Genomic DNA, 21,080 nt, shown 5'->3' on the forward strand with positions numbered 1-21,080 from the left:
AAAGCTATTAAGCCGGAAAATTTAGAGTTCATGCAATGAGGATCAAAGTTTTAAAGTTAATTAAGTTTTTGAAATATGAATAACAGAATAACTGTCATGCGTAACAAATCGAAAAACCTTATATTTAAGTAATTGGTAATCAAATAAATAAATTATGGGTATTAAAAGTTTTATGGGTAAACGAGCAGAGCCGGAGAAGCCTGCGGAAGTCCCGATGCTGGTAAGAGATTATATGACAGAGAAGCTTATCACCTTCAGGGAAAATGAAAATATCATGGATGTCGTAGAGAAATTAATTAAACATGGTATCTCTGGTGGCTGTGTGGTGAATGACAGGAATGAATTGCTGGGAATTATATCTGAAGGAGATTGTATGAAACAAATCTCAGACAGTAGGTATTATAATATGCCAATGACAGATCTCACGGTTGGAAAACGTATGATCTCTAATGTAGAAACTATAGATGGAAATATGAATGTTCTGGATGCCGCGAAGATCTTCATTGAAAAGAGATTCCGAAGATTTCCTATAGTGGAAAATAACCAGTTGGTAGGTCAGATTTCACAGAGAGATGTTCTCAAAGCTGCTCTAAGATTAAAATCACACACCTGGAGTTATTGATCTTTTCTTCTTATTTCTGCCTTTCTCATGGGCATCCCATCTATCAGGCTGAATAATTTTTCGGTTTGAAGAATTTCCTGTTGCCTTAGTTTAATGCCTCCATCCAGTCCAAGTAGGAACACTTCAAATTCAGTTTTCTTGATAATATTTAGTTCGCCTTTTAAGGATGAACTTACCCATTCTGAATTTTCAGGAAAAATAATTTTGTACCGATCTTTATGAGCCTGTATCACCAAAAGTTTTCTTTCTGAAAGCTCGTTAGGTTCTTCGGTAAGTAATTCCAATTGCATTGTTAAAAGATCTAATTCAGTTTCATTAGCATACAAAACAATAATTCGGTTTTGCCATTGGTATTGTTGCAGATCCTGAGCTTTTGAAGTCATTCCGTAGAAAATTATTATGATGAGTAATGTGAGATTCCGCATAGATCAAAAGTTAGGCATTTCGATTTGAAGTCCGTTATAACAAAATCTCAATTTCTTCTTACCAATGCGTAAAAGTCATTTTCAAGCCGCAGATACCCCATGTCATACACAAAGAAGTATTGCTTTCCTGTTTTCGTAGTATAAATGCTGGTAAAGAATTCAAAGTTAAAACCTCTGGAGAGTAATTTAGATTTAGCGACTGAAGTTTTATCACTGGGATTTAATTCCTGAAGTATCCGGTAATTTTTACGCAGCGAGTTATTCGTATTCCTGATGAGGTTACTTGCATCTTTATTCATCCTGTTGTGATATGCATTTCGGCAATAATCACTACAGAATTTTTTATCTGTTCTTCCAACGATTTTTTCGTTGCACTCCTCGCAAGTCTTTTGCATAGGGAAATATACTAAAAAGCTTTTATATAGGGTTTAACACCTTTGTTTTCTAGTAGAAAAGATGCGTATAATAGATAGGCATCCATACATCCTCATAGGTACTTTTCGTAAAGATGGTTTCAGTTTGATCAACATTAATATTTATATCGGTCTCGGTTACTGCAGAGGTATTGAGACTTATTTTCCATTCATTGTCATTCAGTTTTTCACCAACAATCTCTCCCTGTTCTACATACGTAATATTAGAAATGCTCCCTGAAATACCTGTTACGACATTATATTCTGAAAAGTTATCTGAATTAATCAAAAAATTGTTAGCATTTGGATCTACTTCAAAATATACGATGCGAGTAATTTCGTCGTCTACGGCTTCGGGAATAGGATCTTCATACTGAAGTAATTTGAAAACCAGTTTATTACCAGGCTTTACGTCCATCTTGAGATCGTTAGAATCTGATATAACATCAATCTGAAGTCTTGAATTTTCGAAGAATGCATGGTAATTTTCAAGACTTTCATCATTTGTGAAATGTGAACGGACAGATCGTTCAATAACATAAATATCATTCATTTCATCATACCTAAATTCTGCGCCTTCAATACTTAAATCTGTTATCGCTATAGTAGGACAGCAACCTTCAGTAATAGCTTCTCCTTCCACCGAAACTGTAAATATTTCTTCATCTGCGTACATCACCGAAAATTCAGCATCATTAAAAGTATAAATTACAAGAGTTTTCTGTTCATTCTTTTCAATAACCTGGAAATCGGCTTCAAGACTATTAGAAGTTTCAACTACCGTAATCCCTTCAGAAGAGGCTATGTTATCAAAGATGTTTTCACCGGTATTGCTATCTATGATTTGAAAGTTTAAATCGGCATAGCCGGCGTCACAGATTGTTGCTGAACAGTCCTCATCATCATCTGTACCGCAGGATTGTAAAAAAGCTAAACTAAATAGTAGAAGATATGTTGCTAGAGATCTCATAAGGGAGTTTTATTCTTAGTTGGTTAGTTAGTAAAATTTATTTCAGCTGAAATATTCCTGAATCCTCAAATTCTATAGTTTCAGAAAATTCTTCTTCCCCTTCATTAATATTGAAATCTGCGGCTACATCGAAGCTTATATTCCATTTCAGATTACCGAGCTTTTGTGCAGTGATCTCACCAGATGTCGCTCTTCTGAAATCTGTAACAGGACAAAAGCAGGAATGTCTTAAATAGGTGTTGCTGACGTCAAAATCATTTGTAGTAAGCTGAAAATCTCCAGTATTTGCAGCAAGTTCAAAATATAAATACTTATCCAGACCACTATCTGCAAGTTCTGGACCTGAGGCTCTACTAAAAGTATATTCAAAAACCAGCTTATCCCCATCAACAACTTCAACAAAGGTACCGAAGTCATTTTCACTGATTTCCAAGGCTGAATTTTCATGTGCGATATATTCGACCGATTCTTTTCTACCTGTAGCGTCATCAGATTTATCACAGGACATTAGAATAATGGAAAGTAGAAGGCTATTTCTTTTCATAATTGCAGTTTCTAATTATTAGATGACCATTTCCTGAAATGGTTGCGTTAACTCTATAAAACAATCAAGACTTCAAACTCCGGGGCAGGAGAATGCATAAATTATGGATTCGTAGCTTTTTAGGTTTTCGGATTGCTCAGCAATATGGATATAAAAAAGGAAAATGGCTGCGAAATGCGCGCTCCAATCGTCGGCTTATAATTAGTTTAAACTATTCATATTTATAGATTCAAACCAGTTTCTTCCATCGATGTTCATTTCTACAGTATTGAGCAAATATCTTTCCCGGCGGATATTAATACTATAAGCATTGCTCAACTTCTGATCCAGATCTATCAATTTGGCCATGGGCAGATTCTTATCTGCGAAAATTCTATATACGATCTGCTGATCAATTCTGAATGGTTTGTTTCTCACAATTTCTGAAACTTTTTGCTCAATATTTTCAATTTCAGTTCTTTCAGTTTCGACATAATAAGTTTCTTCAGCATTAATAAGGATATTGACATAAAACGGCTGGGTTTTCTGAGCTGAAGTTTGAGAAAGCATCTGACTTCCGAAGAAAGTGAACAGGCAAATAAGAATTGACTTGTGTATCATATGGTTGTAGGATAGTTGGTTAGAGCTAATTATGAGATTATTATTATCGTAGGAATATTTTAATATAGGCATTATACGTTTTCAAATGCTTACAAACGAAAGTAAACAACTACAAGTGCTTTACGACCGATTAGTATTTGCCTTTGACTACATCTTTGTCCTGTTGAAATGAACGAATGATTTTCAACTGCAATAAAATCTTTAGTTATGAGCACTTTAAGAAACACAGTACAATTGATCGGGCATGTAGGGAATGAGCCTGAAATCGTAAACCTTGAATCTGGAAAGAAATTAGCCAAATTTTCGATAGCCACCAATGAAAGTTATAAGAATTCAAAAGGCGAGAAAATAACTGATACACAATGGCACAATATTGTTGCCTGGGGCAAAACCGCTGAACTGGTAGAAAATTACGTGCCTAAAGGGAAAGAGATTGGAATCGAAGGAAAACTAACCAGCAGAAGTTATGAGGACAAAGATGGAATTAAAAGATATGTAACTGAAGTCGTTTGCCAGGAGCTCTTACTACTCGGTAAGTAATCAGTAGTTTTTAAAAATAGATCTGCTGGGCAGCTCTATAAGTGTTGGCGTGAGCTTCGATGATATATTTGATCTCTTTTGAATAACCACCTCCCATGCTGCACTCTACAGGAATCTGAAGATCGTGGCAGGTTTGTAATACGAACCTGTCGCGTTCTTTACATCCTTTTATAGTACAGGAGAGTCGGCCAAGCTTGTCGGTTGCCAAAATATCAACGCCACAGAGGTAGAAAATAAAATCGGGTTGTGTTCTTTCTATAAGTTCTGGAAGAACTTCTTTTAGCTGCTTGAGGTAAGCTTCATCACCTGTGGCATCCGGGATTTCAATATCCAGGTCAGAAGTTTCTTTTCTAAATGGATAGTTTCCCTTTCCATGCATCGAAAATGTAAATACAGAATCATCATTTTGAAAGATTTCAGCCGTACCATTTCCCTGATGTACGTCCAGGTCTACGATCAGAATTTTTTGAGCCAGGTTTTGATCTTGTAGATATCGGGCGGCGATAGCCTGATCGTTCAATAAACAGAATGCTTCAGCTCTATCTGAAAAAGCATGGTGAGTTCCACCGGCTATATTCATGGAAACGCCATATTCAAGTGCATATTTGCAGGCATCGATTGTTCCCTGGGCAATAATCTGTTCTCTATCCACAAGTTCCTGTGAAAGTGGAAATCCTGAAACTCTGATCTCTTTTTTACTAAGATCCAGGTTCTTCAATCTATCAACATAGGCTGTAGTATGGGCTCTTAAGATCAAACTCTCATCTATGAGGTCAGGCTTAAAAAAATTCTCATCCTCGCAGGTGCCTTCATGCAATAATTGCTTTGGAAGCAGATCATATTTTTCCATAGGAAACCTGTGACCTTCCGGCAGTGGATGTTTATAAATGGGATGAAAGGCAATTTTGAGCATAAAAAAAGCCTGAAAAGTTAATTCCAGGCGATTTGAGTTTTTAATTTATCGTGATTCCGTTAGAAACATTATCCTCATCGGGATTTACAAAAACAAGTTTTCCTTCTTTGTTTTCGGTCATCAGGATCATTCCTTCGCTTTCTACTCCGCGTAATTTTCTGGGAGCAAGATTTATCAGCACAGTTACTTTTTTACCGATAATATCTTCTGCTTTAAAATGTTCAGCAATACCGGAAACCACCGTTCTCTGGTCAATTCCAGTATCAACTTTAAGAATCATCAGCTTCTTGGTTTTGGCCATCTTTTCAGCTTCTATAATAGTTCCAACACGCAGATCCATTTTAGTGAAATCCTCAAAAGTAGCAATCTCTTTTTGCGGTTCAGCTTTCTGATTTTCCATTTCGTTCGCTGCTTTGGTAGCTTTTAATTTTTCCAATTGTTGCTCCATTTGTTCATCTTCGATTTTACTGAAAAGTAGTTCCGCTTTTCCTATTTGATGACCTGCAGGAATTAATGCTTCCCGGGTATTAATAATGTCCCAGTCTGGGGTAGTAGAAGTATTCTCTCCAGTTTGATTCAGCATTCCCTTTAGTTTTGCGGAAGTGAAAGGGAGGAAAGGTTCACTGATAATACTGAGTGCGCTGGCAATTTGAAGTGCCACGTACATGATCGTTTTTACTCGATCTTCATCAGTTTTAATTTGTTTCCATGGTTCTTCATCAGCCAGATATTTATTTCCAAGCCTGGCCAGATTTATCAATTCGCCCTGAGCTTCACGAAAACGGTATTTTTCAATCGAACTTGCGATTACCGATGGATATGCTTTCAATTCAGCAATGGTCTGTTCATCCACTTCAGTATAATCTCCCGGCTGCGGAATTATTCCGTCGTAGTATTTGTTGGTTAAAACCACCACGCGGTTAATAAAGTTTCCGAAGATAGCGACCAGCTCATTATTGTTTCTTGCCTGAAAATCTTTCCAGGTAAAATCGTTGTCTTTTGTTTCCGGGGCATTTGCAGTCAACACATAACGCAGAACATCCTGTTGATCTGGAAAATCCTGCAGGTATTCATGTAACCATACCGCCCAGTTCTTTGAAGTTGAAAGTTTTTTACCCTCAAGATTCAGAAATTCATTTGCCGGCACATTCTCAGGCAAAATATAATCACCATGAGCCTTCAGCATCGTAGGGAAAATGATACAGTGAAAAACGATATTATCCTTCCCGATGAAATGAACCAGCTTGGTGTTTTCGTCTTTCCAGTATGGTTCCCAGTCTTTGCCTTCTCGCTCTGCCCATTCTTTGGTGGAGGAAATATATCCAATTGGAGCATCGAACCATACATACAGAACTTTGCCTTCGCCACCTTCCACAGGAACCGGGATTCCCCAGTCAAGATCTCTGGTTACCGCACGGGCTCTAAGACCATCGTCGATCCAGGATTTCACCTGACCGTAAACGTTGCTTTTCCAATCGGCTTTGTGTCCTTTCAGGATCCATTCCTTTAGAAAATCTTCATATTGGTCTAAAGGTAAAAACCAGTGTTTAGTTTCTTTTAAAGTTGGAACGGCACCGGTAATAGCAGATTTCGGATTAATAAGATCTGTAGCATTTAATGAAGTTCCGCAGTTTTCACACTGGTCTCCATACGCATCTTCATTGCCACATTTAGGACAGGTTCCAGTTACAAATCTATCGGCTAGAAACTGGTTAGCCTCGACATCATATAATTGCTCGGTAGATTCTTCAATAAATTTACCATCCTCATACATCTTCTTAAAAAAGTCTGAAGCTGTTTTATGATGAACATCACCTGACGTCCTGGAATAGTTATCGAAAGTAATTCCGAAGTCTTCAAAAGAGGTTTTGATGATCGCATTGTACTTGTCTACTACATCCTGCGGACTCACACCTTCTTTCTTGGCCTTGATCGTAATTGGCACACCGTGCTCATCACTTCCACAAACAAATGCTACATCATGTCCTTGCATTCGTAAAAACCTGGAATAAATATCTGCAGGTACATAAACGCCTGCAAGGTGTCCAATATGAATAGGCCCGTTCGTATAAGGTAAAGCCGCTGTGATCGTAAATCTCTGAGGATTTTTGCTCATTAGAATAAGTAAATTTTTAAGAGCGGTAAAGTTAAGCAAAGACGTTCGAATACGCGTTAAATTCTTGTAAAAGCGGAACCTTGTGGAGCTTATCTGTATACTTTTACTACAAAAAACATCAAATGCGTAAAATTTTAGCCGTTGTTGGTCTGCTGGCCATAGTTTCCTGTAATAGTAATAAAGCTGTAACTGGCTCTAAAGATATTTATAGTCTTGAAAATTTAAGCCGAATGTCTTCGGAAGATATTTCGCGAAATTACCCACAATCCAATATGGAAGAAGGAGTGGATGAATTTGAGGAAGGAACCGAGACTAAACCTTATAGTATTCTATTTCCTGAAACTGAAGACGAGGTGTTGATCACCTGGCAAACTGAAGAGAAGAAAAAGGTGAGTTCTATCAATTATTCTGGAGAAGGTAGATGGACCACGGCTGATGGAATTAAGGTTGGAATGAGCCTGGATGAACTGAATAAGTTAAATGGCAAACCAGTGTCTTTTTACGGTTTTGGATGGGATTATAGTGGAGCTGTAGACTGGAATGGTGGAAAACTCGCGAAGTCCGGAATTGGTGTATTCCTGAAAACCGATAAGGATATTCCCAATAAATTCTATGGTGATAAGATCGTAAAAGCAAGTGAAGAAGAGATTGATGCTCTTGAACTTCATGTAGGATCTGTGATGTTGATGAATGAGGTAAACTAGGTTTACGAATGGCCACTCATAATGATCTGGGCAAGAAAGGGGAGGAGTTGGCAGTACAGTTTCTTCTGAAAAATAATTACGAGATCCTGGAACGTAATTTCAGATACCGTAAAGCCGAAGTAGATATCATTGCCAGAGAAGCTGATACTTTAATAGCAGTGGAAGTAAAATCACGAAGCTCTGTCTATTTTGGAAATCCTGAAGACTTTGTGAAACCTGCACAGATCAAATTACTTGTGGAAGCAATGAATCACTATTCCGAAAAGCAGAATACAGATCTGGAGATTAGGTTCGATATCATTGCGATTACAAAATCTGGATCCAACTACGAAATTGAACATATTACTGATGCCTTTCTACATTTTTAAAGATTCATAATTAGATACGTGAACAAAAAAAAACCGGTCGAAAGACCGGCTTTTTTAATGCAATAAATTTTAGAAGCTGTTACCAGATTCTTACTCTATCTTCAGGTTTTACGTACATCTTATCACCTTCTTCAATAGTAAATGCATCATACCATGCATCGATATTCTGTAGTGGTACATAGGCTCTATACATGCCAGGAGAATGAGAGTCGGTTTTGATCCTGTTTCTCATCGCTTCATCTCTCATTTTAGTTCTCCAAACGGTAGCCCAGGAAAGGAAGAATCTTTGTTCTGGAGTAAATCCATCTATTTTACCAGGGTTTTCATTGTTTTCCAGGTGGATTTGTAATCCATCATAAGCAGCATTCACTCCTCCAAGATCACCAATATTTTCACCTAAGGTGAATTCTCCATTAATGTAGACACTGTCCAGTACTTCAATAGCGCTGTATTGTTCAGCCAGGTCATTTCCTAAGGTTTCGAATTCTTCAAGATCTTTCTCTGTCCACCAGTTATTAAGGTTCCCTTCAGCATCAAATCTGGCGCCGCTATCATCAAAACCGTGTGAGATCTCATGACCTATTACAGCGCCAATTCCGCCATAGTTAACCGCAGCATCTGCCTTGTAATCGTAGAATGGAGGCTGAAGAATTGCCGCCGGGAATACGATCTCGTTATAACGCGGATTGTAGTAAGCATTCACCGTTTGCGGAGACATGAACCATTCACCCTTATCAACAGGCTGTCCAAGATCTGCCATGTTCTCTGCAACTCTCCATTTTTGAGCGTTCAGCATGTTCTGGAAGTAAGATCCTCCTTCTTCAGGTGAGGTGATTTCTAGAGCGGCGTAATCTTTCCACTCATCAGGATAACCAATCTTCACGTTGAAAGTACTAAGTTTTTCAAGCGCTTTCTTCTTGGTATCCTCGCTCATCCAGCTAAGATTATTGATTCTATTCTCATAAGCTTTCAGGATGTTGTCCACCATTTCCTGAGCTTTTTTCTTCGCTTCTGCCGGGAAATGTTCTTCAACATAAAGTTTTCCAAGAGCTTCACCTAAAGTCCCATTGATAGAACTAAGAGCTCTTTCATTTCTAGGACGTTGTTCTTTTGCTCCCTGAAGTGTTTTACTATAAAATTCCCACTTTTCGGTTTCAAGATCTGTAGTAAGGGCACTTGCAGCTCCGTTGAAAAGATCCCATTTCAAATAGGTTTTCCAGTCTTCTACAGAATTTTCAGCAATGATCTGCTGTAGTGCTTTCATGTATTTTGGCTGGGAAACGATGATCGTATCAAGTTCTTTTGCGCCAATACCATCAAAATAAGCCTTCCAGTTCATGGCCGGAGTCATCTTTTGCAACTCAGCGACGGTCATTGGGTTATAGGTATTTCTGGCATCACGACGTTCAACTTTATCCAGTTTTGGCTCCGCAAGTCTGGTTTCGAACTTCAGGATCGTTTCAGCAGCATTTTTCGCTTCTTCTTCTGAATAGTCCAGATATTGTAGCATATCTGCCACGTAAGCTTTGTATTTTGTTCGGGTTTCCTTAGAATCTGAATCATCCTGAAGATAATAATCTCTTTCAGGTAATCCCAGACCAGATGGATTCAAGTAAGCAGCGTTCATATCAGAATTTTTGCTGTCTGCACCAACACCAAAGCTGAAGAATCCGGCACTACCGTATTCGCTCATTTCAACTAAGAAATCCTGAAGATCTTCTTTGTTCTGGATAGAATCAATCTTTGCCAGGTAAGGTTTTACCGGCTCAATTCCCTGCTCATTTCTGGCAACAGTATCCATGATACTTTTGTAAAGATATACAGCTTTTGCCTGGTCTGTTGAAGCATCAAGACTATCGCTTGCAGCCATTTTTTCCAGAAGACCAAGAGCATCCTCATCGGTTCTTTGTCTTAATTCGTCGAAACTTCCCCAGCGGGTTCTGTCTCCAGGAATCTCTGTGCTATCCAGCCAGCGACCATTTACATAGCGAAAGAAATCTTCTTTAGCAGTTGTAGTTGTATCCATGTAAGCAAGGTTGATACCATGGATCTCATCATCTTTTTCCTCAGTTCTTTTTTCGTCATCATTACAGGCGGTAAACATTCCTGCGCTGAGAACAGATAAAAACAAAATTCTGTTTATTCTTTTCATTGTTCTAGTTAAGAATTATAAAATAATACGGCTAATGTAGCAAAACGGTCAAAATAATCCATAATTGAGCCTCGCCGAATTGAGAACAATCGACTGAATATTAATAATTAAGGATGATGTGGATTTATATTTAAACTGAATGGGAATTATTTGTTTTTCAATTCTGAAATCAGATTCTTATCGAATTGGGATTTTAAACTGGTAAGTTCATCTACATTTTCGTTAGGCACTGCGATGGAAAGTACGTAATGATGAATCTTCCATTTGCCATCTTCTTTAGCAAGCACTCCAGAACCCCTGCAAATTCCCATTTGGGTATCCAGAAGTTCATCAAACCAGGCGATTTTTGAGTTCTGGTGTATATAAATATTTCTTTCGATCGAAGTGAAATTCCATGCTTTCCCTGAATCAAAATATGGTTTAGCGAACTTTTTGAATTCTTTCGCCGTCCAGTTTTCTGTAGCATCGGTTCCAATGAATATCGCATCATTAGTCATTAGACCAAAGTAAGTCTCAAATTCAGTATTGGCGGCCGCAAGATGCCAGCTGTCCAGCGTTTCACTTACTCTTTCACTGATCGCTGTCTTATTTTTTTCTGAATCCTTTACCTGTGCATGCAATGGCAACACGGTGAGAAATGCGAAAACGAATAGAAATTTTAAAGCTGAATTTTTCATTGGTCGAATATTTGTTTTAAGATACTACATTTTCAACGGTATCTTCAATTGCTGTTGAATCCATTTCTCTTTCCATTCTTTCAAATTCATCCAGCTCCTTCTCAAAATCCTCGAGAGTTTTCAGAAATAATTCATTCATCTGAAGTTTAAGATTATTGAATTCCAAATAGATCTCTTTAGCTGTACGATCGATATCCTTTACATCTGGCTGCTGTTTCTTTGAGTATTGCTCCAATAGGTGTGCTTTGGTCTTTAAAACATTCAGTCTAGCTTCCACAGGCACTGCTCTAAGACTATCAGGCAGGGAAATACTAAGTGAATTCATGATCTGGGAAATCGCCGTAGCATTATTCATGACCTTACGAGTCGTAGTATTTTCCAGTTTCTTCACTTCATTTTGAGCAGTGATAAATTCCAGCCAGTTGGAAGCATATTTCTTTGCTTCCGGTTCAAGATCAAAACCTCGAGTATCTATATCGATCTTTTTATCATAGGATATGGTGTCATTTGTTTCGTTGCTATTCTGGCTATCTTCTGCTTCAGATTTGCAGGATATTAAACAAAGAAATATGATAACGAATAGAGGGAATTTCATAAGTGATAATTGAATGAACAAAGTTATCCATAATTCTATGAATGAAGTAACCGATTTTCAATTACAGAATCCATAGCGAATAGCGTCAAGAAAAAGCTAAGATTGCGAAATCCTCTGTATAATTAAATATATTTGCACAAAATTTAATTTATGGCCGAAAAGATATTAATTATCGGTGCTTGCGGACAGATTGGAACCGAACTTACGCTGAAATTGAGAGAGATTCACGGGAACGACCAGGTGGTTGCCAGTGATATTCGTGAAGGAGTAGATGAGTTGATGCAGTCAGGTCCATTTGAGATCCTGAATGCGACAGATGAGGTTCATATAAGACAGATCATAGAGACCTATGATATTAAGGAAGTTTACCTGATGGCTGCGATGCTCAGCGCCACTGCAGAAAAAGCTCCTAAGAAGGCCTGGGATCTTAATATGAATTCACTTTTCCATATTCTTGATATGGCCAAGGAAGGTTTGATCGATAAGATCTTCTGGCCGTCCAGTATTGCTGTTTTTGGACCAACTACCCCAAAGGACAATACTCCGCAAATTACTGCGATGGAGCCAACCACGGTTTATGGAATTAGTAAGCAAACTGGCGAACGCTGGTGTGAGTACTATCATCAAAAATTTGGTGTGGACGTTAGAAGTATCAGGTATCCTGGTATCATTAGTTATAAAACCCTTCCAGGTGGTGGAACTACAGATTATGCGATTGAGATCTTCTATGAAGCCTTAAAGCAAAATGCATATACCAGTTTTCTGGATAAAGATGCAGCATTACCAATGATGTATATGGATGATGCGATCAAAGCTACAGTGGAAATTATGCAGGCTCCTTCGGAAGCTATTAAAGTAAGATCATCTTATAATCTTGCTGCGATAAGTTTTACGCCTGAAATATTAGCAGCAAACATTAGTAAACATCTACCGGATTTTAAAATTTCTTACGATCCAGATTTCAGACAGGCTATTGCCGCGTCATGGCCTTCAAGCATTGATGATTCATCGGCGAGACAGGATTGGGGATGGGATCACGAATTCGATCTTGATAAGATGACTGAAACCATGCTAAAAGGGGTAGGACAAACTACAGAGCAAACTCATTAAATAACAAAAGCCGCTTTACAGCGGCTTTTTACTTTTTTGATTGGAAAATTACTCAACGATGCGAACATCTGTTGCGTTAACTCCTTTTTTCCCTTCAGTTTCTTCGTATTCTACTCGATCACCTTCCTGAATAGTTTCACCATTCAACCCGGTAATGTGTACGAAAATGTCTCTTTTGGTGTCGTCGTTTGTAATGAACCCATAACCTTTAGATTCATTGAAAAATTTTACTGTGCCTTGCATAATAATGATAATTAATAAAGAACAAACATAACAGTAAAATTTTTAGAATCTACTGGAAATCAGAATTTTTTGGGATTTTTGTAACTTTTATAGTCGGTCAATTCCCTTATCCCGCATTTTTTTCATGTTCTTTTCAGAAAGTGTGTAGTCCTCTAATTTCTTTCCTCTCCATCTCACCACAAGGAAAATTGGCATTAGAATGAAGGCACTGGCCAGCACAGCAATTCCTATGATCCTGTCGCCGATAAGTGTATCATCATTTAACCTGAAATAGAATCCTACACCTACGGCTATTAGAATAGCTATCACCAGTAATCTCATAAATATCTTCATACTATACAGTAACTTCAATTAATTTCTGCCTGTAGGCAGTTAGCAATTTTGATTTGGATATAAATCCGATATATTTTCCTTCGCGAACAACAGGTAAGTTCCAGGCATTACTTTCCTGAAACTTTCGCATGATCTCCTTCATTCGGTCATGTTCAATGTCTATAATTTCCGGAGCCTGTTGCATGATCTCCTGCACCTTGACTTCATCATATAATTTTTCATTGAACATGATAGATCTAATATCGTCTAATAATATAATACCCATAAAATTCTGATTTTCATCAATAACAGGAAAAATATTGCGTGAGGATTTCATCACTCCGTCATGGATCACATCTCCCAGGTTCATATCAATTTCCAGGGCAATAAAATTCTTTTCTACTACACGACTAATGTTCATAAGGGTCAAAACCGTCTGATCTTTGTCATGCGTTAACAGGTCACCGCGTCTTGCCAGCTCCATGGTATACACAGAGTGAGGTTCAAACTTAGTAGTGATTAGATAGGAAATAGCCGCAGTGATCATAAGCGGAATAAAAAGTTCGTACCCATGGGTAAGTTCAGCAATAAGAAAAATAGCGGTAAGTGGTGCGTGCAGGACTCCGGCCATAAGTCCCGCCATTCCTACCAATGTAAAATTACTTACTGAGATCTCATTCCTGAAGATGCCGAGATTGTTCACGACTAATGCGAAACAGTGTCCCATTGCACTTCCCATGAACATTACTGGTGCAAAGATCCCTCCAACACCGCCGGCACTAAAGGTCAATGCTGAAGCGATGATCTTAAAGATCACCAGACCTGCAAGCAAAATGATGACCACCCAGATATTCTCAAGGTAAGCGTTGAATAGATTTGTTCCCAGGGCTTCCAGATAATTTTCCTGCAAAAGGTTATTGATCACATTATAGCCTTCACCATATAATGGAGGTATAAAATAAATAAGAACTCCCAGTCCCAATCCGGCAAATATAAGCCGTACAAACGGCGAGGTTATCTTTGCCAGAAGTTTGGTAGTGCCAAAATAAATACGGGAAAAATATACTGAAAATGCTGCCGCTACGACTCCCAGAACTAAATAGTAAGGCACTTCAGAAATTGTAAATTGATCTTCTAGAGTAAATGGTAAAATAATCTGACTTCCGAAGAAAAAATAGGAGGTAAGTATGGCAGATACCGAAGCAATAAGCAACGGCAGGAGGGAGGCCAGCGTTAAATCGAGGCTGAAAACTTCCACAGCGAAAATGATCGCAGCAATTGGAGCCTTAAAGATACTGGACATTGCACCTGCAGCGGCGCATCCAATAAGTAAGGTCCGGGATGCCTGATTCATCAAAAATATACGCGAAATGTTAGAGCCCAGAGAAGCACCGGTCGCCACGGTAGGTCCTTCCAGTCCAACCGATCCTCCAAAACCAACCGTAATAGGTGCGGTAATTAGTGACGCGTACATCTGGAATCTTTTCATAATTCCCTTCTTACGCGAAATGGCATATAAAGTAGTTGGAATTCCATGTCCAACCTTCTGGCGCAGTACAAATTTAATGATGAGGTACACGATCAAAAGACCAAGCACCGGAAAAATAAAGTAGAATGCATCGTGGTAATTAGCCACAAATTCCCCTTCCAGCAAACTCTGGATAAGGTGCGTGAGGTTTTTGATCATCACCGCAAAGAGCCCGGCGACAAATCCAATGACCGCGCTTAGGAACATGAGGAATTGTCGATGAGAAAGATTCTTCGATTTCCAGGTTAAGAATCTGTGCAATAAGGTTTTGCTGATATTTGCCACCGCTAGTTAATTACCGGATGAAGATAAAAAATCCCGCAATACGCGGGATTAATTATTTATGATTTCAACTGTAGATGTAGATCTGTAAGTTGTTGCTCATCGAGTTTCGCCGGAGCATCGATCATCACGTCTCTTCCTGAGTTATTTTTTGGAAAGGCAATGTAATCCCGAATACTTTCCTGTCCGCCAAGAATGGCTACAAGTCTGTCGAATCCAAAAGCGATCCCACCATGTGGAGGTGCTCCATACTGGAAGGCATCCATAAGAAAGCCAAATTGCTCTTCGGCTTCTTCCGGAGTGAATCCAAGATACTTGAACATCTGCGATTGTGTTTCCTTATCGTGGATCCTGATGGAACCACCACCAATCTCATTTCCATTGAGTACAAGATCATACGCGTTGGCACGAACCTTCCCAGGATCTGTTTCAAGTAATGCAAAATCTTCTTTCTTCGGACTTGTAAATGGATGGTGCATTGCGTGGAATCTTTCCGTATCCTCATCCCACTCAAGAAGAGGGAAATCTACTACCCATAAGGGTGCAAATTCATCAGATTTTCTAAGTCCCATTTCATTACCAAGATGCATTCTTAATGCGCTTAACTGACTTCTTGTTTTATCAGCATCTCCAGCCATTATCAGAATTAGATCCCCAGGTTTAGCTGAAGAAGCTTCGGCCCAGGCTTTTAAGTCTTCCTGAGAGTAAAATTTATCTACTGAAGATTTTAAACTTCCATCTTCATTATATTTTGCCCAAACCAATCCAGTGGCACCAATTTGAGGTCTTTTCACCCATGATATGAGCTTATCGATCTCTTTACGGGTAAAAGAAGCCGCGCCCGGAACGGCGATACCAACAACTAACTCCTGTTGATCAAAAACATTGAAACCTTTATTCTTAGCGACATCATCAAGCTCGGCAAATTCCATCCCAAAACGAATGTCTGGTTTGTCATTCCCATATTTGCGCATAGCGTCTGCATAAGTCATTCTTGGGAATTCGTTCACTTCTACGTTGCGAATTTCCTTCAGCAAATGCCTGGTTAAACCTTCAAAAATATTCAGGATATCTTCCTGTTCCACAAATGCCATTTCGCAATCAATCTGTGTGAATTCGGGTTGACGATCTGCTCTTAGATCTTCATCACGAAAACATTTTACGATCTGGAAATACTTATCCATCCCGCCTACCATAAGCAACTGCTTAAAAGTTTGAGGTGATTGTGGAAGTGCGTAAAACTGACCTTCATTCATTCGGCTAGGTACCACAAAATCACGGGCACCTTCAGGAGTGGATTTAATAAGGTATGGAGTTTCCACTTCAATAAAGCCAGCATTAGAAAGATAGTTTCTTACCTTCATTCCCACCCGGTGGCGAAACATTAATTTATTCTGAACTGGTTTTCTACGAATATCCAGATAGCGATATTTCATTCTAAGATCTTCACCACCATCGGTTTCATCTTCAATAGTAAAAGGTGGTGTTTTAGAAGTATTCAAAATTTTGAAATCCTGTACCAGTAATTCAATTTCACCAGTAGGTATGTTAGGGTTTTTCGCTTCTCGCTCGATCACTTCCCCGGTTACCTGGATCACAAATTCACGAGCCAGGTTTCCTGCTTGTTTCATCAATTCTTCGGAAGAGCGCTCTTCATCAAAAATCAATTGCGTAAGACCATAGCGATCACGAAGATCCACCCAAATCATAAAACCTTTGTTTCTTACTTTTTGTACCCATCCAGAAAGGGTTGCTGTATTTCCTATATGTTCGGCATTAAGTTCGCCGCAGGTATGACTTCTGTACATGAATTCTTTAAATTTTGAATGGGCACAAAAGTAAGAAGTTAAACAGTTTTACTGAATCTTTTCTGCATCTAAATTCATTTAAAGTTGCCTATTATTAACTTTGGTGATTTATATAAAACATTGTATAACAGATAAATAAAACTCCAATGTTAACTTAATGTTACGTAAATGCAACTATAAGGTAAATTTTCGCTATATTTGTGATGTAAACGTTAATACCGAAAGAGAAATGAAGACTTTGAAAAATATTTTAGTAGCAGCAGTTCTGGCAACAGGAACCGTTGCAATGGCGCAGGATAATGATCCAAAACCCGCTTTTGAGAAGCAGGGTGAATTAATTAAAGGAACATTTTATTATGAAGATGGAAATATTAAACAGGAAGGTACGTACAAGGACGGCAGACTCCACGGAGAATGGATTTCTTACAACAAAGACGGTGAGAAGACAGCCATCGCCAATTACGAAAATGGCCAGAAAGATGGAAAATGGTTCTTCTGGACTGAAGATAAACTTACTGAAGTGGACTATAAAGATAGCGTAATTGCTAGTGTTAATAGCTGGAAAAGCGAAAGCTCCCTTGTTAGTAATGACTAATAATATTCAGTACGAATAAAAAAACCCGAAGCGAAAGCTTCGGGTTTTTTTGCATTGGTATGAACTTACCTAGTTCGTAGTTTCGATCCTGTTTGAAGTTTCAACTTCTTCCGAAGAGCTTCTTTTCGCATGAACCCACATTTTGATCCTTATCGCGATGTAGAATAACAATGGAACAATAATAAGAGTAAGGAAGGTCGCTACGATCAAACCGTAGATCACTGTCCAGGCCAGAGGTCCCCAGAATATCACGTTATCTCCACCAAAGTAGATATTCGCATCAAACTCACTGAATAAACTGAAAAAGTCAAGGTTAAGCCCGATTGCCAGCGGAATCAATCCAAGAATGGTGGTGATAGCCGTTAACAATACAGGTCTTAAACGTGCTTTCCCAGATCGAATGATCGTTTTCAAGAGTTCATCCTGTGGTAAATATTCAGATTCTGGTATTCCCAACCGCAGTTTTTTCCTGTCTATAAGGAGTTGTGCATAATCGAGCAGTACCACACCATTATTCACCACAATACCTGCAAGGGAGATAATTCCCATCATGGTCATCATAATCACAAAGGCTGAACCGCTAATTACAATTCCTCCAAATACTCCAATAAAACTCAGGAAAATTGCAATCATAATGATCAATGGTTTCGAGATAGAGTTAAACTGAAAGATCAGGATAAGGAATATGAGTCCTAGTCCGCTGAAGAATGCTCCAACCAGGAACGCCTGTTGCTTGTTTTGCTCTTCGATCTGCCCGGTATAATCCACTTTGATCTCATCTGGAACACCATCAAAATTCCTCATTTCATTCTGGATTTGCGCCACGGCTGCACCAGCATCTGTATATCCTGGAGATAAAACAGAATAGATCGTAACAACTCTTCTGGTATCCCTGTGCTTGATCGCACTAAACCCAGATTTATTACTTTTCGTTGTTACTGCAGAAACGGGTATTTCTCTTAACTGACCCTTATTATTTCTGAAAGTGATCGTTTGGTTGAACAATGCGCTGTTATCATATCTGGAATCCTCGTCGAATCTTACATAAATATCGTAATCTTCACCACCTTCTTTGTATACGCCAGCTTTTGTTCCAAAAATGGAATTTCTAAGTTGTTGTCCAACCTGTCCGGCACTAACCCCTAGTTCACCAGCTTTTTCCCGGTCAACTTCAACGACCATCGATGGTTTATCTTTGTTTACATCAATCTTCAACTCGTCTATTGCAGGAATGTTCTTTGTGTTAATGTATTCACGCATTTGCTCTGCAGTAGCGATCAATTGATCATAATCTTCACCTTCCAGTTCAATATTAATAGGAGGACCGGCCGGAGGACCATTCTGATCTTTTTCTACGGAAATCAAAACTCCCGGGTAAACTCCGTCCAGAGATTCCTGAACCTTTTGCCTTAAAACCTCACTGTCCTTTCCACGACGGTATTTGTATTCCATCATGGAGGCTGTGATCTTACCTTTATGTGGCATTTCTGCCGCTGACCCTCCATCGGTTTGTGGATTCCCGGCACCTTCACCCACCTGGGATACGGCACTTTCTACCATATAATTATAGCCGTCGTCCATATACTCATCACTGTTGAGTACTTTGTAAACCCTTTCCTCGATCTCTTTCGTGATCGCGTTGGTTTTTTTAATATCGGTACCTTCAGGATATTCGATATATACGATGATCTGGTTAGGCTTGTTATCAGGAAAGAATTCAACCTTGGTTCTTTGTGATCCCAGTGAAGCACCAAAACCTACAAAAGCGATGATCAACATCAAAAAGGTAGCTCCAACGATCCAGTAAGGACGTTTGTTTTTAAACGAAGCTGTAAGGCGTCTTTCGTACCAGTTCTCCAGTTTCACCAAAGAACTTTTTTGAAATTTATTAGCCATCTTCCGAAGAAACAACCTGTAGATCCATACCATGATCGCGGTAAAGATCATCAATGAACCAAGCGCAGCATATTCTCCACCAAATAAAAATATGGGCAGACCAATTCCCGCAATGATTAGAGAAACCCTGATGATGGTTTTCAAAGGCATATTTTTATCCTCTGTTTTCATGAATTGGGAAACCAGAACCGAATTGAAAAATATTGCTACTACCAGTGAAGATCCTAGTACGACCGATAGTGTTATGGGGAAATAGATCATGAACTGCCCCATTAGTCCCGGCCATAATCCAAGCGGAATAAAGGCGGCAACCGTAGTTGCTGTAGAGATAATAATAGGAAATGCAATTTCACCAATACCTTCTTTCGCTGCATCCACCCGGCTCATTCCTTCCTCGTCCATGAGTCGGTAGACATTCTCGACCACAACGATCCCGTTATCCACGAGCATTCCAAGTCCCATGATCAATCCAAAAAGGATCATGGTATTCATGGTGTATCCCAACTGGTTCAGAATCATTAAAGACATGAACATAGACATAGGAATCGCAAAACCAACGAAGAGTGCATTCTTAAATCCTAAGAAGAACATTAGCACCGTCACCACAAGGATGATCCCGAAAATGATATTGTTTACAAGGTCATCAACCTGACCAATAGTCTTTGAAGATTGATCATTAGTAATACTTACATTCAGGTTCGTTGGAAATACTTCAGCTTTGGCTTTTTCAACAATAAGCTCGATCTGCTCTGCAGCAGCAACCATATTCTTTCCTGAACGCTTTTTTACATCCAGCATTACCACCTGCTCACCAAACTCACGGGCATAGGTGGTCTTTTCTTTTTCCTGAAAAGTAATATCAGCAATATCCTTCAGGTAGACATCATCACCATCTTCAGACTTAACAACGAAATTGTTCAATTCTGAAGGTTCTTCGATTTCACCAAGGATTCTGATGGTTCTTCGCTGTCCGCTGGTTACGTAATTACCCGCACTCATGGTCATATTTCCGTTCGAAATAGCACTGGTAATATCGTTGAAACTAACGGAAGAAGCCATCATTTTATAGATATCTACAGCTACTTCAATTTCTTTATCCTGAGCTCCACGAATATCTACTTTCTTAATTTCAGGTAGATTTTCGATCTCATCCTGTAAGTATTCTCCAAACTCCTTCAGCTTCATTACCGGGTAATCTCCGGAAATATTGATATTCAGAATTGGAATTTCTTCTGAGAGACTCAATTCAAAGACATTGGGTTCTACCTTGGCGCCATTAAAGGTTGGCCAGTCTTCGCCTGAAGTTTCAGAATCTATTTCATCTTTTACCTTTTGCTTTGCAAGCTCCACAGCAATTCCCTCGTCGAATTCTATAACGATCATAGAATAATCTTCCTGTGATGTTGAGGTGATTTCCACGACATTACTTACCGTCTTTAACTTATCTTCCAGAGGATTTGTAAGCAACTTCTCTATATCTTCCGCAGTATTCCCGGGATATATCGAGCTAACGTAGATCTTCGTTTCTTTTACTTCAGGAAAACTTTCCCGCGGCATACTAAAATAAGCCGATATCCCGAAGAACAGAATAAGAGCCATCGCCACGTAGATGGTGGTTTTGTTCTTTATTGCCCAGGACGAGAGCGCAAACTCCTTGTCCAGATTGT

The 21,080-nt window shown here is 39.0% G+C and carries 21 protein-coding genes; 6 read left to right on the top strand and 15 right to left on the bottom strand.

What is annotated here, in order from left to right; translation table 11 throughout:
- The first annotated feature begins 154 nt into the window (after positions 1-154).
- Complete coding sequence (locus QZ620_RS03000; protein WP_295178953.1) at positions 155-622, top strand: CBS domain-containing protein; 468 nt, start codon at positions 155-157, stop codon at positions 620-622.
- Here the strand turns inward: QZ620_RS03000 and QZ620_RS03005 are convergent.
- From QZ620_RS03005 to QZ620_RS03025, 5 genes are all read right to left on the bottom strand, one after another.
- Positions 616-1,047 carry a DUF4174 domain-containing protein gene (locus tag QZ620_RS03005; protein WP_295178955.1) on the bottom strand — a complete coding sequence of 144 codons (432 nt, stop codon included), beginning with the start codon at positions 1,045-1,047 and terminating at the stop codon, positions 616-618. The genes QZ620_RS03000 and QZ620_RS03005 overlap by 7 nt on opposite strands.
- A gap of 47 nt (positions 1,048-1,094) precedes the next feature.
- Positions 1,095-1,442: a hypothetical protein gene (locus tag QZ620_RS03010; RefSeq protein WP_295178957.1), complete on the bottom strand. Its 348-nt coding sequence runs from the start codon at positions 1,440-1,442 to the stop codon at positions 1,095-1,097.
- Between the two features lie 49 nt (positions 1,443-1,491).
- Positions 1,492-2,430 (bottom strand): hypothetical protein, encoded by a 939-nt coding sequence (locus QZ620_RS03015; RefSeq protein WP_295178959.1) that lies wholly within the window; start codon positions 2,428-2,430, stop codon positions 1,492-1,494.
- Between the two features lie 37 nt (positions 2,431-2,467).
- Positions 2,468-2,974, bottom strand: coding sequence for a hypothetical protein (locus QZ620_RS03020; RefSeq protein ID WP_295178961.1), 507 nt, complete (start codon positions 2,972-2,974; stop codon positions 2,468-2,470).
- Between the two features lie 201 nt (positions 2,975-3,175).
- Positions 3,176-3,646, bottom strand: a complete 471-nt coding sequence (locus tag QZ620_RS03025; protein WP_295178963.1) for a biopolymer transporter ExbD — start codon at positions 3,644-3,646, stop codon at positions 3,176-3,178.
- Between the two features lie 135 nt (positions 3,647-3,781).
- Between QZ620_RS03025 and ssb the strand changes: the two genes are divergently transcribed.
- Positions 3,782-4,114: a single-stranded DNA-binding protein gene (gene ssb / locus QZ620_RS03030; protein ID WP_295178965.1), complete on the top strand. Its 333-nt coding sequence runs from the start codon at positions 3,782-3,784 to the stop codon at positions 4,112-4,114.
- Between the two features lie 10 nt (positions 4,115-4,124).
- Here the strand turns inward: ssb and QZ620_RS03035 are convergent, their stop codons facing one another.
- On the bottom strand, positions 4,125-5,027 hold the full coding sequence (locus QZ620_RS03035; protein WP_295178967.1) for a histone deacetylase: 903 nt from the start codon (positions 5,025-5,027) through the stop codon (positions 4,125-4,127).
- A gap of 40 nt (positions 5,028-5,067) precedes the next feature.
- A complete protein-coding gene (metG, locus tag QZ620_RS03040) occupies positions 5,068-7,143 on the bottom strand; it encodes a methionine--tRNA ligase (RefSeq protein WP_295178969.1) in 2,076 nt (691 codons plus the stop codon).
- A 122-nt stretch (positions 7,144-7,265) separates the two neighbouring features.
- On the opposite strand from metG, the gene QZ620_RS03045 reads away from it, so the two are divergent.
- Positions 7,266-7,847, top strand: coding sequence for a hypothetical protein (locus tag QZ620_RS03045; RefSeq protein ID WP_295178971.1), 582 nt, complete (start codon positions 7,266-7,268; stop codon positions 7,845-7,847).
- A gap of 8 nt (positions 7,848-7,855) precedes the next feature.
- Complete coding sequence (locus QZ620_RS03050; protein WP_295178973.1) at positions 7,856-8,215, top strand: YraN family protein; 360 nt, start codon at positions 7,856-7,858, stop codon at positions 8,213-8,215.
- A gap of 79 nt (positions 8,216-8,294) precedes the next feature.
- Here the strand turns inward: QZ620_RS03050 and QZ620_RS03055 are convergent, their stop codons facing one another.
- The 3 genes from QZ620_RS03055 to QZ620_RS03065 form a co-directional block, all read right to left on the bottom strand.
- Complete coding sequence (locus QZ620_RS03055) at positions 8,295-10,367, bottom strand: M13 family metallopeptidase (RefSeq protein ID WP_295178975.1); 2,073 nt, start codon at positions 10,365-10,367, stop codon at positions 8,295-8,297.
- A gap of 146 nt (positions 10,368-10,513) precedes the next feature.
- Complete coding sequence (locus tag QZ620_RS03060; RefSeq protein WP_295178977.1) at positions 10,514-11,044, bottom strand: nuclear transport factor 2 family protein; 531 nt, start codon at positions 11,042-11,044, stop codon at positions 10,514-10,516.
- A 16-nt stretch (positions 11,045-11,060) separates the two neighbouring features.
- Positions 11,061-11,639: a hypothetical protein gene (locus tag QZ620_RS03065; RefSeq protein ID WP_295178978.1), complete on the bottom strand. Its 579-nt coding sequence runs from the start codon at positions 11,637-11,639 to the stop codon at positions 11,061-11,063.
- A gap of 150 nt (positions 11,640-11,789) precedes the next feature.
- Between QZ620_RS03065 and QZ620_RS03070 the strand changes: the two genes are divergently transcribed.
- Entirely contained in the window at positions 11,790-12,749 is a 960-nt protein-coding gene (locus tag QZ620_RS03070; protein WP_295178980.1) for an NAD-dependent epimerase/dehydratase family protein, read from the top strand.
- Positions 12,750-12,797: 48 nt separating this feature from the next.
- On the opposite strand, the gene QZ620_RS03075 is transcribed toward QZ620_RS03070, so the two are convergent.
- The 4 genes from QZ620_RS03075 to aspS all read right to left on the bottom strand — a co-directional run bounded on the left by QZ620_RS03075 (position 12,798) and on the right by aspS (position 16,922).
- Positions 12,798-12,992, bottom strand: a complete 195-nt coding sequence (locus tag QZ620_RS03075) for a cold-shock protein (RefSeq protein WP_141876598.1) — start codon at positions 12,990-12,992, stop codon at positions 12,798-12,800.
- Between the two features lie 87 nt (positions 12,993-13,079).
- On the bottom strand, positions 13,080-13,325 hold the full coding sequence (locus QZ620_RS03080; RefSeq protein ID WP_295178983.1) for a hypothetical protein: 246 nt from the start codon (positions 13,323-13,325) through the stop codon (positions 13,080-13,082).
- A gap of 1 nt (position 13,326) precedes the next feature.
- Positions 13,327-15,117: a chloride channel protein gene (locus QZ620_RS03085; protein ID WP_295178984.1), complete on the bottom strand. Its 1,791-nt coding sequence runs from the start codon at positions 15,115-15,117 to the stop codon at positions 13,327-13,329.
- 56 nt (positions 15,118-15,173) lie between these two features.
- Positions 15,174-16,922 (bottom strand): aspartate--tRNA ligase, encoded by a 1,749-nt coding sequence (aspS, locus tag QZ620_RS03090; protein WP_295178985.1) that lies wholly within the window; start codon positions 16,920-16,922, stop codon positions 15,174-15,176.
- A gap of 229 nt (positions 16,923-17,151) precedes the next feature.
- On the opposite strand from aspS, the gene QZ620_RS03095 reads away from it, so the two are divergent.
- Complete coding sequence (locus QZ620_RS03095; protein ID WP_295178986.1) at positions 17,152-17,517, top strand: nicotinic acid mononucleotide adenyltransferase; 366 nt, start codon at positions 17,152-17,154, stop codon at positions 17,515-17,517.
- A gap of 69 nt (positions 17,518-17,586) precedes the next feature.
- On the opposite strand, the gene QZ620_RS03100 is transcribed toward QZ620_RS03095, so the two are convergent.
- Positions 17,587-21,075: an efflux RND transporter permease subunit gene (locus tag QZ620_RS03100; protein WP_295178989.1), complete on the bottom strand. Its 3,489-nt coding sequence runs from the start codon at positions 21,073-21,075 to the stop codon at positions 17,587-17,589.
- Positions 21,076-21,080 lie beyond the last annotated feature (5 nt).

The sequence above is a fragment of the uncultured Christiangramia sp. genome, assembly GCF_913046405.1.
Classification (GTDB): domain Bacteria; phylum Bacteroidota; class Bacteroidia; order Flavobacteriales; family Flavobacteriaceae; genus Christiangramia; species Christiangramia marina.

Coding starts and splice junctions, on each gene's coding strand:
- QZ620_RS03035 (WP_295178967.1), bottom strand. CDS start 5,027: ATGCTCAAAATTGCCTTTCATCCCATTTATAAACATCCACTGCCGGAA.
- QZ620_RS03045 (WP_295178971.1), top strand. CDS start 7,266: ATGCGTAAAATTTTAGCCGTTGTTGGTCTGCTGGCCATAGTTTCCTGT.
- QZ620_RS03075 (WP_141876598.1), bottom strand. CDS start 12,992: ATGCAAGGCACAGTAAAATTTTTCAATGAATCTAAAGGTTATGGGTTC.
- metG (WP_295178969.1), bottom strand. CDS start 7,143: ATGAGCAAAAATCCTCAGAGATTTACGATCACAGCGGCTTTACCTTAT.
- QZ620_RS03005 (WP_295178955.1), bottom strand. CDS start 1,047: ATGCGGAATCTCACATTACTCATCATAATAATTTTCTACGGAATGACT.
- QZ620_RS03095 (WP_295178986.1), top strand. CDS start 17,152: ATGAAGACTTTGAAAAATATTTTAGTAGCAGCAGTTCTGGCAACAGGA.
- QZ620_RS03000 (WP_295178953.1), top strand. CDS start 155: ATGGGTATTAAAAGTTTTATGGGTAAACGAGCAGAGCCGGAGAAGCCT.
- QZ620_RS03070 (WP_295178980.1), top strand. CDS start 11,790: ATGGCCGAAAAGATATTAATTATCGGTGCTTGCGGACAGATTGGAACC.
- aspS (WP_295178985.1), bottom strand. CDS start 16,922: ATGTACAGAAGTCATACCTGCGGCGAACTTAATGCCGAACATATAGGA.
- QZ620_RS03065 (WP_295178978.1), bottom strand. CDS start 11,639: ATGAAATTCCCTCTATTCGTTATCATATTTCTTTGTTTAATATCCTGC.
- QZ620_RS03080 (WP_295178983.1), bottom strand. CDS start 13,325: ATGAAGATATTTATGAGATTACTGGTGATAGCTATTCTAATAGCCGTA.
- QZ620_RS03020 (WP_295178961.1), bottom strand. CDS start 2,974: ATGAAAAGAAATAGCCTTCTACTTTCCATTATTCTAATGTCCTGTGAT.
- QZ620_RS03060 (WP_295178977.1), bottom strand. CDS start 11,044: ATGAAAAATTCAGCTTTAAAATTTCTATTCGTTTTCGCATTTCTCACC.
- QZ620_RS03010 (WP_295178957.1), bottom strand. CDS start 1,442: ATGCAAAAGACTTGCGAGGAGTGCAACGAAAAAATCGTTGGAAGAACA.
- ssb (WP_295178965.1), top strand. CDS start 3,782: ATGAGCACTTTAAGAAACACAGTACAATTGATCGGGCATGTAGGGAAT.
- QZ620_RS03015 (WP_295178959.1), bottom strand. CDS start 2,430: ATGAGATCTCTAGCAACATATCTTCTACTATTTAGTTTAGCTTTTTTA.
- QZ620_RS03050 (WP_295178973.1), top strand. CDS start 7,856: ATGGCCACTCATAATGATCTGGGCAAGAAAGGGGAGGAGTTGGCAGTA.
- QZ620_RS03025 (WP_295178963.1), bottom strand. CDS start 3,646: ATGCCTATATTAAAATATTCCTACGATAATAATAATCTCATAATTAGC.
- QZ620_RS03055 (WP_295178975.1), bottom strand. CDS start 10,367: ATGAAAAGAATAAACAGAATTTTGTTTTTATCTGTTCTCAGCGCAGGA.